Raw genomic sequence first — 12,396 nt, forward strand, 5'->3', positions numbered from 1 at the left:
CCGCTAAGGATAAAGTAAGTAAGGCTTACGCCGCTGTTTAAAGGCCTGCAGATCCGCTTGCCAGCTGGCGCGGATCTGCTGCGCAGACTGACCCGCCGCAATAGCCTTACGAAGTTGGTCGGTGCCACTTAACTTATCCATAAAATCAGGTGCGGTGAAAAAAGTTTCGCCAGCTGCTGCAAACGCTTGGTAGGCCTCAATCAATAGGGTTAAGTCGAGCCCTTTCACTTCGCTCTGACGCAGGTCATAACCGTAAGCAGTTTGGCCCTCCAACTTGGGGTTTGGCGCACTGTTTGGCAGGCTCTGCGGAGTAAAGCTAAAGGTGCCTAGGGGGACCTGATCATGGCCCATCACCTGAAAAGGAAACGCCGTGCCACGGCCAATACTTACTGCTGTCGCTTCGAACAAACATAGCGATGGGTATAGCTGTATGGCCTGCGCGTTAGGCAGATTCGGGCTTGGCGCAACCGGCAACTCATAGTCTTGCTGGCGTTGGTAGTTTGCTACCGGCACCACCTCAAGTTGCAAGTCGTCTGCTTGGGCAATCCACCCTTCGCCTTTGATCATCAATGCTAGCTCACCCACGGTCATACCGTGCAACAGCGGAATTTCATGCATGCCGACGAACGACTGATAGGCGCTGTCTAAAACCGGGCCATCAACATAAGCGCCGTTCGGATTTGGCCGATCGAGCACTAACATTGGAATGCCCTGCTCAGCCGCGGCCTCCATCACATAATGCATGGTGCTGATGTAGGTATAAAACCGTGCCCCTACGTCTTGAATATCGAACACTAACAGCTCGACGTCAGCAAGCATTTCAGGCGATGGCTTCTTACTCGCCCCATAAATCGACAAAATGGGCAGGCCGGTTTTATCATCCACAGCGTCACTAATGGTTTCTCCAGCGCCCGCATCGCCGCGAAAACCATGCTCTGGCGCCAGTACTTTTACTACCTCAATATTTTGCGCTAATAGCTTGTCAACCAGGTGCTCGCTTCCCACTCTCGAAGTTTGATTAACCACCAGCGCAACGCGCTTGTCAGCCATTAAATGTAAGTACTTACTCGGCTGCTCAGCGCCAACCTCTAGCGGTTTGTTGGTTGCGCATGCGGCCACTCCAACCAGCAAGCACACGACCAATAAGGCGCGCAAACTACTCATGATTTTTGCTCCACCGCGCGCCTTAAGAAGCCATTCTCTTGGTCTAAAAGCGCTTCAGCTTCGCCTCGTTTCGTGCCGGTCAGAATCATCAGAATCGCCAGCTTAGCGCGGTTTTTCGCTTCTTTGAGCGCTTGCTCTGCCGTGGCGCGTTCACAGTCGGTTGCTTGCATGACAATACGAATCGCCCGAGCCCTTAATTTTTCATTGCTGGCATTTACATCAACCATCAGGTTTTCGTAGGTTTTGCCTAAGCGGATCATGCTGGCTGTGCTGAGCATGTTGAGCACTAATTTCTGTGCGGTGCCTGATTTCATTCGCGTCGAACCGGTGAGCGCTTCCGCACCGACCACCGGGCAGATACCGATTTTCGCTGTGGTCATCAGTGGCGAATCAGGGTTACAGGTCACAGACACGCTGACACAATTGATGGTGTTGGCGTACTCTAATGCAGCAACCACATAAGGTGTGCGACCACTCGCTGACAGGCCAACTAACACATCTTGTTCACTTAGCTCTAGTGCTTTGACATCGGCCACGCCTGCGGCGCGATCATCTTCGGCTCCCTCAACGGCATACTGAATAGCATGTTCACCGCCGGCAATAATGCCCTGCACTAAGTCATCGGGCACACTAAACGTGGGTCGACACTCAACCGCATCTAAAATACCGAGGCGCCCGCTGGTACCGGCGCCAATATAGAATAAGCGCCCACCGCGCTGCAGGCGTTCGACAATGGCGTCCACCGCCAACGCAATACTGGGTATTTGAGTTGCAACAGCAGGCGCGACCTGTGCGTCTTCGTGATTAAGCTTGCGCAAAATACCTTCACTGGAAAGCGTATCAATTTCCATGGTTTCCGGATTGCGCCCTTCGGAAACAATCTTATTAAGCTGCGCGAGGAGATCAGCTGTGCGTTTTGTGTCTTCCATAATCACTCTTTAGTCGCTCTTTAATCTCTCAGGTGACGCGTCGTTGGCAGTTTTCGACGACGCGCCCGTTAAACAAATTAAGGTCGAAATTGCGGTACCAATCATCAGTTGCCAGGTAAACCCAATATCGGTGACCCAAGCCTTCGGCCACAGTACATCCATCACATAAGGCTGCATCAACAGCGGCACAATGAAACCAACCACCAATGCCGCGGCCACTGAAGTAGGGCTCCCTCGACGGCTAAACAAAGTAACAAAATACACCCCAAGTAAGCCGCTGTACGAAAAGACCATCACACTTAAAGCAAATTGCAGTAGCGGCGTATCGGTGTACTGCTGCCAGTAATAGCATAGGCATGCCATCAGCGCTAAAGCCGCTGCCACCAAGGTCATACCCAATTGCCCCGCGCGCACAAAGTGAGCTTCACTGGCGTCACTTTTACGGCGTAATTTCCAAGGGCGATAGAGGTCTTGAATCAATACACTGGACATCGAATTGAGTCCGGAGTTCAGCGTCGATAACGCCGCAGCTATAATGCCTATGGTGACCAAACCGCGCACCCCAGCAGGGATTTCCGTAAGCACGTAGTACATAAAGATAGTCACGGCTTCACCGGCAAAGGTAGGAACCGGCCCGTCGCCCTGCCCCGTGGCCATAATGTCTGGGCGCTGGTAATAAATATAGAGTAGCAGACCAATCACAATAAACAGCAGCATCACCGGGATCACCATGACCACCGACATCAGCATGGCTTTACTGCCATCTTTTGCCGATTTACAGGTTAACACCCTCTGTGTCATGTCTTGATCAAGGCCAAAGGCGGCGATGTTCAGTAATACAAAGCCGGTCAGAACCGACCAAATATTGAACACCCCAGCGCTACTAAAATCGACCTCGGTATCGATAAGTTTTAATTTTGACGCCTCACCCGGTGCTGGATTTTGCAGTGCCTGTACCAGCTCGCTAAAGCCAATGGGAATGGCGTTGTATAACACAATAATGACCGCAATCGCGGCACTTACATAGACCACCGCTTGCAGTACGTCGGAGTATATAACGGTACGAATGCCGCCATAAACCGTATAGAGCAAGCCCGCTAAGGTGATAATAAGAGTGGCAGTGATCACACTGCTGGCATCGAAATTACCAAATAAGATCATCGCAACGGCAATGGCGGCCATGTAAAGCCGTGCGCCACTGGCAAAGATACGACCAAACAGATACATCACCCCCGCTTGGCGCTTAGCGGCGCTGCCAAAGCGCCGTTCAAGCAGCTCATAAACGGTATACACACGAAACTGATAAAACTTGGGGATCAGAAACATCGCCACAAAACCGACCGCAATAAAGGCACCGATATTTGTCGCAAGATAGGTTAAGTCGCCCCGATAACCTTGATCAGGCCCACCTAAAAATGTTGCCGCCGACTGTGAGGTGGCCAACACCGAAATCGCCACCACCCACATGGGCATTTTGTTACCGCCGAGAAAGTAATCCTGAGTCGACTTATTGCGTCGGTTAAATAGCCAACCGCTGCCCAGCAACACCAGCCCATAAGCGATGAACACCAAGACATCGGCGAACGAATAGTAATCAAGCATAATGACTTCGGGTTAAATGGTTTACCTTAAAGAATAGATTATTCCAACTTTAATGTATATACGGAATATAAAATACAACCAGAGGGGGCTGCCCCCTCTGGTTGTAGGTGGCTATTTTGCTGGGTTTGTCAGTAATTCTTGTACGCTTTGGTTAAGCAGCTGCTCAAGTTTGGCGCCAGCATGTCCTACGTTTTCGTAGTTATTGCCGTCGACGGAGGCTTGTGCGGCGACGGTAAACTCGCGGGTGCCATCGGCAAGGGGTAAGCAAATATGCGCCAGCGCTACGACTTCACTGGTGCCGCGGGTTTCGCTTGGGCCGGCGCCGAGTTTGTGGAAAATACGCCAGTTGCCATTGGTGGCTTGGTCTAATACTTGTTGTGGGCTTAGGCCCTCGAGTTCCGGTTGCAGCGCTTGCAACGCGGCGGCAACAGCGCGGTGGGGCATTAAACTCGCGCCAGCCATCATGCCACCCGCATCGGCACTATTAGCGCTATGGCCTGGCCCATACAACAACATCATCACAGCGTCGTCAGAGAGGCCTGGCAATTGTGTTGCCGGCTCTCGCTTATGCGTCACGAGGCGTTTTAAAAACTCTGCTGAGGCGAGCGTTGTCATCGGCTTGTTGCCGGTCAAACCACACTGCTCGCAACGATAGCTTAAACTGCCCGGGTCTTGCTTACGTGCTGGAAATTGGCCGACCACATGGCGCGAGGGTGTGCGCCAAAAATCGTCAACGGGTGCGTAGGCAGCTGGCCCATATGCGCCGCGAAACTTAACCTGTGGCTGGCTGATATTCATCCAGCCATCATGGAATAGTGCCGTTAAGTAGTCGCGCCCTGCCAGGTTCGCTAAATAATAGGCATAGGCGTTGGAGTTACCGTCGGCCTCGCCAGATACTTCATAGCTATGAATACTGGTAATTAAGTCGGCGAGTTTTAAGTCACCCACTAAGGTATCCGGTTGGGCAAAGTTCTCACTGAGTAACGACAGAGCACCGCTGTATGCCATGATTTTAGACGAGCTCCATGGCTCATAAAGGTCGGCGTGGGTTTGCTCATTTGCCAGGTAACGGAAAGCCAGCGCATCACCTTTGCGTGCATAATCGATGACCATAACTTTACCGGCTGACGCCGCGGCCGCAAAGTAGTCCCAGTTATGCGCGCTGTGCTCTACCCAGCCCTTACTGGTTCCCGTTTCAGCGACCGTCAGGTACTGCTGATTATCGGCGGCAACCGCTGGCTCGCAAGCTGGCCAACGGGCTTCAGCATTCGCAGGCAGTAACGGAGGCGCTCCCATAATCTGTTGATAATACGCTTCCCCTTGGGGTGCGCTCTGTTCAGTGTTGTTCGATTCTGCAAGAGCTAACGGCGTGGCCAAGATAGCAAAACTTACCAGCCCTACCAGCGAACTTAAGCGTTTGTCTGCGGTTGTTTTCATCGTTAAATTCCTTATTATTCCAAAATTAAGAATAAAGTATTACAACTCGAAGGGCAAAGTATGGCAGTATGTTTTTCATCTACTGGCACAACAACTCTAAAAGTGAGGCCATGAAGCAACAACCAACTCCCCGCTATTTTGTCGGTGTTGATGGCGGCGGCACGAAATGCCGCGCCGAACTTTACGACTCGCAAGGCAAACTGCTTGGCGCGGGCATCTCCGGCTCAGCGAATATTGCCCGCCATGGCAACACCGCAACTCAATCTATTGCCACTGCGGTGGCGCAAGCGTTCACCGCGGCAAACGTTAGCGACACTGAGATCACCGAGACCGTTGTTTGTGCGGGCCTTGCCGGTGCCAATTTGCCCTCGGCAGCCGCTGCATTGCGTCAATGGCAACACCCCTTTCGCGCGTTTCACTTCACTTCTGATTTAGCCACTGCTATCTATGGCGCACACGGCGGCCAAAACGGTGCGGTGTTAGTCATAGGTACGGGCTCGTGTGCGGCGGCGATGGTCGATGGCAAGCTAACCCAATTCGGCGGCCATGGCTTTTTACTCGGCGATAAAGGCAGCGGTGCTTGGCTCGGCAAGCAAGCAGTTATGTACACTCTTGAAGCCCTTGATGGTGTGGTGCCGCAGGACGAACTTACCGCCGCAGTTTGCAATCATTATCAATGTGACACGCCTACAGCACTGGTCGATCGGCTCAATCAAGCACACCCAGGTAGCTTCGGTGAAATGTGCCCGGCTATTTTGAGCCTCGCTGGTGCCAACCTCGCCAGCGCAACGGCCCTGGTAACGCGCGGAAGCGCTTATCTTAGCGACATTGCACGCAAAGCTATCACCCTGAGCCAAGGGCAATTGGTAATGACCGGAGGTGTCGCCGAGGCCATGCAACCTTGGCTTGATAGCGATATTCGGGATGCGTTAACAGCAACGCAGTTTGGCCCCGAATGGGGGGCCGTTTTACTTCATCAAAAAGGTGATCTAGGGGACGCATTGTGAGTCAGCAAATGGTTAGGGAAGCAACTTCAGCGCCAGCGATTATCCAAGCTCAATTGCAACTCAATGCTGAACGTTGCCAACACATCGCGAAGCAGCTCAAAGCGCAGCCACCTCGCGCAATTATGATGATTGGCCGCGGCACGTCTGATCATGCCGGCGTGTTCGCGAAATATCTGTTCGAAGTTGAATGTGGCATACCGGTATTTGCAGCTGCGCCCTCGGTTGCCGGTATTTATAAGTCACAGTTACAACTCGACGGGTGCTTGGCCATTTGTATATCACAGTCAGGCAAGAGCCCCGATATTATTCAGCAAGCCAAAACAGCAAAAGCCGGCGGCGCACGGGTACTCGCTTTGGTTAATGTCGAAGACTCACCGCTTGCCCAACTTGCGGATGAGGTACTACCGTTACATGCGGAACCTGAACTTGCGGTCGCAGCAACAAAAAGTTATTTGGCCAGTTTAAGTGCTCTTTGCCAGTTGTGCGCTTACTGGCAAAGTGGCCACCAGAGTGCGGCACTCTTAGCAGCATTAGACACGCTACCAACTGCCATGGAAAAAGCGCAACAGCAACCGCCTCAACTCAAGGCCGACGACCTTAAATCTGTCAAAAATTGCATAGTGCTAGGTCGTGGATTTGGCTACGCCATTGCCCGCGAAATTGCACTGAAATTAAAAGAGGTGCTCGGCATTCATGCGGAAGCCTTCAGTAGCGCTGAATTCCTGCATGGCCCAGTGACATTGGCCGAACGCGAATTGTGCGTTATTGATGTCAACATTGACGATGAAAGCGGCCCTGCGCATCAGCAGCAGATGCAAGCCATTGCTGCGCGAGGAGCAAAGCTACTACCTTTGCAGGCTGCCGATGCAAGCCACGCGCGGTTACAGCCCTTGGTATTAATGCAACGCTTTTATCTGGACGTCGAACACGCTGCGCGACAGCTTGACCTTGACCCTGACGCGCCGCCTGGCTTAAACAAAGTAACGGAAACGCACTAATGTTTGTCTTTGAACAAGTTTTAACTGCACAGGGTTGGCGCTACAACCAACTGATTGAAGTTGAAAACGGCTTGATTAAAACCCTACAGGACGCGCCTGCCCAGCATTCGTTTGCAAGTTACCAAGGGCAACTTGTGCCGGGCTTTATCGACGTGCAAGTAAACGGTGGAGGTGGCGTGTTGTTTAACCAACAACGCAGCCCCGAAGCACTTCGTACCATCATGCAAGCGCACCGTCAGCATGGCACCACTTCACTGTTACCGACGCTTATCACCGATAGTTATGAGGCCATGTGTGACGCGGCCGCCGCCATGATCGCCGCACAACAGCAAGGCATTCCCGGTATTATCGGTGTCCATTTCGAGGGGCCATGGCTTAGTACGGCGCGCAAAGGCGTGCACAGTGAACGCTATATTCGCCCGCCTAGCGACCAGGAAATCGCACTTTTAAGCGACCCGGCTTTAGGTAAGGTTATGGTTACGCTGGCGCCTGAAAACGTCGAACCTGAAGTTATTTCACGCCTCACAGCTGCGGGTATTAAGGTGTTCCTTGGCCATTCAGAGGCCAATGCCGCACAAGTAAATGCCGCACTCGACGCTGGAGCTGTAGGCTTCACCCATCTTTATAATGCGATGTCACCGTTGCAATCACGCGCCCCCGGCATGGTCGGTGTGTGTTTAGCGCGCGACAGTTACGCTGGACTTATCGTCGACGGCTACCACGTTGAACCTCAGGCTTGTCAGATCGCATTTCGCGCCAAAGGCACACAACAAATGATGCTGGTCACCGACGCCATGGCGCTGGCCGCAACTGACCAACAAGAAGTGCCCTTCTTCGACACCCGTATCGTGCGAGAAGGCGACAAGCTTACGACACCTGATGGCACACTGGCGGGATCATGCTTAACCATGATTGAAGCGGTTAAAAATACCGTTCAATTATGCGGTGAGAGCCTCGAGAACGCAGTCGAAATGGCCAGCCTAACCCCAGCCAAAATGCTCCACATGGAACATCAACTTGGCAGTATCGATATCGGCAAACAAGCCGACTTCATGCTGCTCGACTCTTCTCTCAACATCGTGCAGCTTTGGCAGCAAGGCACGGCGATAAACAAGGACGCCTAATATGCGCACCCTAATTCCCATGATCACCATCGGCATACTGTTTTTTATTTTCGGTTTTGTCACTTGGTTAAATGGCGCACTTATTCCGTTCTTGCAAATCATTTCAGATCTTAATGAGTTTCAAGCGCTGCTCGTGGCGTTCTGCTTTTACATTGCCTATGTGGTGATGGCTTTACCGATGTCTTGGATCCTCGACCGCACGGGCTATAAAAACGGCATGGTTCTGGGCCTACTGCTGGTTGGCTTAGGTCTATTGCTTTTCGTGCCAGCGGCAAAGACCCACTACTTTAGTATTTTCCTGTTCGCGCAATTTGTTGTGGGGTCCGGCTTAACGCTATTACAAACCGCATCAAACCCCTACATTGTGCGCATTGGACCGCATGAATCGGCGGCCGCCCGAATCGCTATTATGGGCATACTAAACAAGGCGGCAGGCGTATTGGCACCGCTGTTCTTTACGTGGCTGGTACTGGCCGATTTTCCTAACGTGAGTGCTGCCAGCATGGCACAGCTGACGGCCGCCGAACGTGCCACTCAAGTAAGTGCAATGGCGGCCAATATTATTCCACCCTACGTAGGAATGGCGGTTGCTATGTTTGTGCTCGCAGTCGGGTTATTTGCGGTAAAACTGCCACATATTCGAGAAGAAGCGCCATCGGGCGCGGATGTTCATAGCTCAGTGTTACGGTATCCACAGTTGGTGCTTGGGGCTTTTGCGCTGTTCTTCTATGTGGGTGTTGAGGTGATTGCCGGCGACACCATTGGTATGTACGGCTCGCGGTTAGGGCTGGCCAATTACTCGAGCCTGACTTCGTATGTTATGGCGTCGATGGTGGTCGGCTATGTTATTGGCCTGGCCCTCATTCCACGTTGGTTAACCCAACAAACGGCGTTGACCTGCTCCGCAGCACTGGGGCTCATTTTCAGTGGCTCACTGTTACTGAGCTCTGATCAGAGCACCACCATTGCCTCGGTTCTATGGGGGTGGAGCTCTATTCCTGTGGTGCCCAATAGCATTGCGCTTTTAGCCTTGCTAGGCCTTGCCAATGCGATGGTGTGGCCGGCGATTTGGCCGCTCGCACTGGCCGACTTAGGTAAGTTTACGGCCCGCGGTTCGGCGATTTTAATTATGGGTATCGCCGGTGGTGCCATTTTGCCACTCATTTACGGTGGCCTTGCGGATGTTTTAGGTACCAGGCAAGCCTATGTTCTATTACCCATCGGCTACGCTATCATCGGTTGGTACGGACTGGTCGGATATAAGAAGCGGCGCTGGTGAATTCAATAAAATCACGCTAAGCTAAAGCCAAGAAAAATAACAACTAGAGTCGAACCAGCGCGTGCACTTTCATTTACCCTCGCTCATTATTACGACCATCAGTTTAAACCTTTTATTAGGGGTGCTGATGCTCGTTATTTACGGGGTGCGAAAAAAGCAGAATTGCTTTTTCACCTGGTCCCTGTCGTGCTTTGTTTTCGCAATTGCTGCAGTGCTCGCCAGTATGCGCACCTTGGTCGAGCAAGACTGGTTAACAGTGTTTGTTGCCGACTTGCTCATGATTCTTACCCCATTGCTGGCGCTACATGGCCTACGGCAGTTCCAAACTCAACAGCCGGTTCCGTTTAAGCACGTTGCGCTAGTCATCAGTTATAGCGCGCTCGCTTTAGTGTTGCTATATACGGCACCGGTTCACGCACAAGCCTTCACCTCGACAGTTTGCGCCGCAGTCTTTTTGTTCGCAGCCATTTATATTCTAAGCATTAAGCAAGCACCCAGCGTTATGCGCGGTTCACTGTTTACGATTTTCCTCGTCCATGGTGCGCTCATGCTGGCACAAAGCGGCATGTTGGTGCAGAACCTTGCCGCCAAAACCACCGCACCGCTCACACCTTTATTAGAATGGTTGATTATTAGTCATCTCACATTGAGTACCGGCACCGCCATGCTGTTCCCATTCCTCGCGTTCGCAATGAGTGATAAACGATTACAGGAGATCACCAATTTTGATGAGCTCACCCAGCTGTTTAATCGCCAAGCATTTCTTGAGCGTACCGGGCTGCTGCTTGCCAAAAGCCGTATTCAACGACGCCCGTTTTGTCTTGTCGCTATTACCGTCGACAGCTTCCACGAAATCAATTCACAGCATGGCCATCACGCGGGCGATGAATGCTTACGGCAAGTGACCGCATTAATCCGTGATTATCTACGCGATATCGATGTGGCGGCGCGAATGGAAGGCCCAGAATTTGCCATCGCGTTTTTTGATCTTGACCATAACCAGGCGGAACTCATGTGTTATCGCTTATGTGAGCAAGTGGCTCGGGAGTCATTTCTGATCAACGGCCACGACATGAAGTTAAGCCTCAGCGTTGGCTGCATTCACAGTAGCGCCAGCCGGCGCGATTTAGGTCAGTTGATGGGCAGTGCCTACTTTGCCATGCGCACGGCCCGCTCCAAAGGCCGTAATCAATTTGAGATCACCCGTGGTATCACTCACAGTGAAGGAATTTATCGATGATTAATTTTCGTCAGCTTGCCTACTGCACATTGGTCACTATCGGCCTCAGTAGTGCGCCCCTTTATGCCCAAGACGCAGACTCCCTTCGTGCAAACGCCGAACAGGTGCTGGATGCCTTTAATGTGCCAGGTTTGGCGGTTGTCGCAGTCAAAGACGGCGAAGTGATTTTGGCGGAAGGCTTTGGCGTTCGCGATATCGAAACTCAGGCGCCCGTCACCGCTGAAACCTTATTCGGCATTGCCTCCAACACCAAAGCATTTACCTCGGCGGCAATGGCGACCTTGGTTGAGCGAGGCAAACTCGACTGGGACGACCGAGTTATCGAGCATTTACCTGAGTTTCGACTTGCTGATGCCGAGCTAACCGCGAACCTTACCATTCGTGATCTACTCAGCCACCGTTCGGGACTCGGTTTAGGTGCTGGCGACTTGATGATTTGGCCCTCGACAGGAAAGTCAACCGAGCAACTGATTGCTGGCCTAGCGAACGTTCCGATTGCAACGGACCGCCGCCAGCGCTTCGCCTACAACAACTTAATGTTCGTTACCGCCGGTGAAATCATCGCACGGGTAAGTGGCATCCCCTATGCCGACTACATCACTGAGACCTTTCTTGCGCCGCTCAAGATGACTCAAACCCGGGTAGGCTATTCCAACATTCCGGCATCGAATACCAACCGTGCTGTGGGCACCATCGAAATGAACGGTGAGCTGCACCGCTTTCCGCTGAACTATTTAGAAGACTTTAGCTCTGCCGGGGCGATGGCAGCCAACGTTGAGGAACTCGGCAACTGGCTGATAACCCAGCTACAGCAAGGGGTAAGCCCATCGGGTGAGCAGCTCTTTAGCGCTGACTCGCAACGTCAAATGTGGCAACTTACCACCCCTTTGCCAGTCTCGTCACAGACGGAAAACAACGGCACAAACTTCCGCGGGGTTGGCTTAGGCTGGTTTGTCAAAGACTACCACGGAGTGAAACATGTTTCGCACAGCGGCGGCATACTTGGCATGCTTTCGCTGACCACACTTATTCCAGAGCACAATTTTGGTATGGTGGTTTTAAGTAACCAGCAAGCCTTTGGTGCTCTGACCGTCGTCACCGAAGAAGCCCTTGAAGACCTGTTAGAGCTACCCGATCGCGATTGGCTCGCAGCTGAACAGCAAAGCTACCAGGAATTTATGGCGCAAAAAGCCGCATTCAAGCTAAGCCCACCAGCGGTCGTACGGGAAGCACTGCCATTAGCAAGCTACGCAGGACGCTATAACGATGCCTGGTACGGTGATATTTTGCTGCAGCAACAGCAAGGTCAGTTACACATTAACTTTACCCATACCGATTTACTGAAAGGCAAGCTAGAGCATTATAGCGGTGATACCTTCATCGTTCGCTGGCAAGAGCCCTTGCTTGAAGCCGATGCTTTCATTCACTTCGCGGTAAACGAAGAGAATCAGGTGCAAAGTGCCAGCATGAAAGCCGTTGCGCCGTTTACCGACTTTAGCTTCGATTTTCATAACCTGAAGCTGATCAAATCTGACTAACTAAGTTTTTGTCACACTTTTATAACGACAAGCGTCCAAAATTTGAGCATAGGTAGTTTTAAACTAAAACTCAGAATG

General features: G+C 52.0%; 10 protein-coding genes. 6 read left to right on the forward strand and 4 right to left on the reverse strand.

Features of this window, described 5'->3' with window-relative positions:
* Positions 1 to 3 precede the first annotated feature (3 nt).
* The 4 genes from PSI9734_RS05805 to PSI9734_RS05820 all read right to left on the reverse strand — a co-directional run bounded on the left by PSI9734_RS05805 (position 4) and on the right by PSI9734_RS05820 (position 5,132).
* Positions 4 to 1,164, reverse strand: coding sequence for an exo-beta-N-acetylmuramidase NamZ family protein (locus PSI9734_RS05805; protein ID WP_173920179.1), 1,161 nt, complete (start codon positions 1,162 to 1,164; stop codon positions 4 to 6).
* A complete protein-coding gene (gene murQ, locus PSI9734_RS05810; RefSeq protein ID WP_173920180.1) occupies positions 1,161 to 2,093 on the reverse strand; it encodes an N-acetylmuramic acid 6-phosphate etherase in 933 nt (310 codons plus the stop codon). Before murQ ends, PSI9734_RS05805 begins: the two co-directional genes overlap by 4 nt.
* Positions 2,094 to 2,102: 9 nt before the next feature.
* On the reverse strand, positions 2,103 to 3,695 hold the full coding sequence (locus PSI9734_RS05815) for a sodium:solute symporter (RefSeq protein WP_173920181.1): 1,593 nt from the start codon (positions 3,693 to 3,695) through the stop codon (positions 2,103 to 2,105).
* A gap of 111 nt (positions 3,696 to 3,806) precedes the next feature.
* Positions 3,807 to 5,132, reverse strand: a complete 1,326-nt coding sequence (locus PSI9734_RS05820; protein ID WP_173919995.1) for a hypothetical protein — start codon at positions 5,130 to 5,132, stop codon at positions 3,807 to 3,809.
* Positions 5,133 to 5,242: 110 nt separating this feature from the next.
* Between PSI9734_RS05820 and PSI9734_RS05825 the strand changes: the two genes are divergently transcribed.
* From PSI9734_RS05825 to PSI9734_RS05850, 6 genes are all read left to right on the forward strand, one after another.
* Positions 5,243 to 6,139: a glucosamine kinase nucleotide-binding domain-containing protein gene (locus PSI9734_RS05825; protein WP_173920182.1), complete on the forward strand. Its 897-nt coding sequence runs from the start codon at positions 5,243 to 5,245 to the stop codon at positions 6,137 to 6,139.
* 8 nt (positions 6,140 to 6,147) lie between these two features.
* Entirely contained in the window at positions 6,148 to 7,137 is a 990-nt protein-coding gene (gene nagB-II / locus PSI9734_RS05830) for a glucosamine-6-phosphate deaminase NagB-II (RefSeq protein ID WP_425500053.1), read from the forward strand.
* A complete protein-coding gene (nagA, locus tag PSI9734_RS05835; RefSeq protein WP_173920183.1) occupies positions 7,137 to 8,261 on the forward strand; it encodes an N-acetylglucosamine-6-phosphate deacetylase in 1,125 nt (374 codons plus the stop codon). The genes nagB-II and nagA overlap by 1 nt, the downstream gene beginning before the upstream one ends.
* Position 8,262: 1 nt before the next feature.
* The gene (gluP, locus tag PSI9734_RS05840; protein ID WP_173920184.1) at positions 8,263 to 9,540 is read left to right on the forward strand and encodes a glucose/galactose MFS transporter; all 1,278 of its coding nucleotides are present in this window, start codon (positions 8,263 to 8,265) and stop codon (positions 9,538 to 9,540) included.
* Positions 9,541 to 9,667: 127 nt separating this feature from the next.
* Complete coding sequence (locus PSI9734_RS05845) at positions 9,668 to 10,780, forward strand: GGDEF domain-containing protein (protein ID WP_173920185.1); 1,113 nt, start codon at positions 9,668 to 9,670, stop codon at positions 10,778 to 10,780.
* Positions 10,777 to 12,318 carry a serine hydrolase gene (locus tag PSI9734_RS05850; RefSeq protein WP_173920186.1) on the forward strand — a complete coding sequence of 514 codons (1,542 nt, stop codon included), beginning with the start codon at positions 10,777 to 10,779 and terminating at the stop codon, positions 12,316 to 12,318. Before PSI9734_RS05845 ends, PSI9734_RS05850 begins: the two co-directional genes overlap by 4 nt.
* Positions 12,319 to 12,396 lie beyond the last annotated feature (78 nt).

It is taken from the genome of Pseudidiomarina piscicola (genome assembly GCF_902806985.1).
GTDB classification, from domain to species: Bacteria; Pseudomonadota; Gammaproteobacteria; order Enterobacterales; family Alteromonadaceae; genus Pseudidiomarina; species Pseudidiomarina piscicola.

What these genes read in the sequence shown, in the direction of transcription:
- PSI9734_RS05805 (WP_173920179.1), bottom strand. Translation starts at nt 1,164, where the DNA reads ATGAGTAGTTTGCGCGCCTTATTGGTCGTGTGCTTGCTGGTTGGAGTG.
- murQ (WP_173920180.1), bottom strand. Translation starts at nt 2,093, where the DNA reads ATGGAAGACACAAAACGCACAGCTGATCTCCTCGCGCAGCTTAATAAG.
- PSI9734_RS05815 (WP_173920181.1), bottom strand. Translation starts at nt 3,695, where the DNA reads ATGCTTGATTACTATTCGTTCGCCGATGTCTTGGTGTTCATCGCTTAT.
- PSI9734_RS05820 (WP_173919995.1), bottom strand. Translation starts at nt 5,132, where the DNA reads ATGAAAACAACCGCAGACAAACGCTTAAGTTCGCTGGTAGGGCTGGTA.
- PSI9734_RS05825 (WP_173920182.1), top strand. Translation starts at nt 5,243, where the DNA reads ATGAAGCAACAACCAACTCCCCGCTATTTTGTCGGTGTTGATGGCGGC.
- nagB-II (WP_425500053.1), top strand. Translation starts at nt 6,148, where the DNA reads ATGGTTAGGGAAGCAACTTCAGCGCCAGCGATTATCCAAGCTCAATTG.
- nagA (WP_173920183.1), top strand. Translation starts at nt 7,137, where the DNA reads ATGTTTGTCTTTGAACAAGTTTTAACTGCACAGGGTTGGCGCTACAAC.
- gluP (WP_173920184.1), top strand. Translation starts at nt 8,263, where the DNA reads ATGCGCACCCTAATTCCCATGATCACCATCGGCATACTGTTTTTTATT.
- PSI9734_RS05845 (WP_173920185.1), top strand. Translation starts at nt 9,668, where the DNA reads ATGCTCGTTATTTACGGGGTGCGAAAAAAGCAGAATTGCTTTTTCACC.
- PSI9734_RS05850 (WP_173920186.1), top strand. Translation starts at nt 10,777, where the DNA reads ATGATTAATTTTCGTCAGCTTGCCTACTGCACATTGGTCACTATCGGC.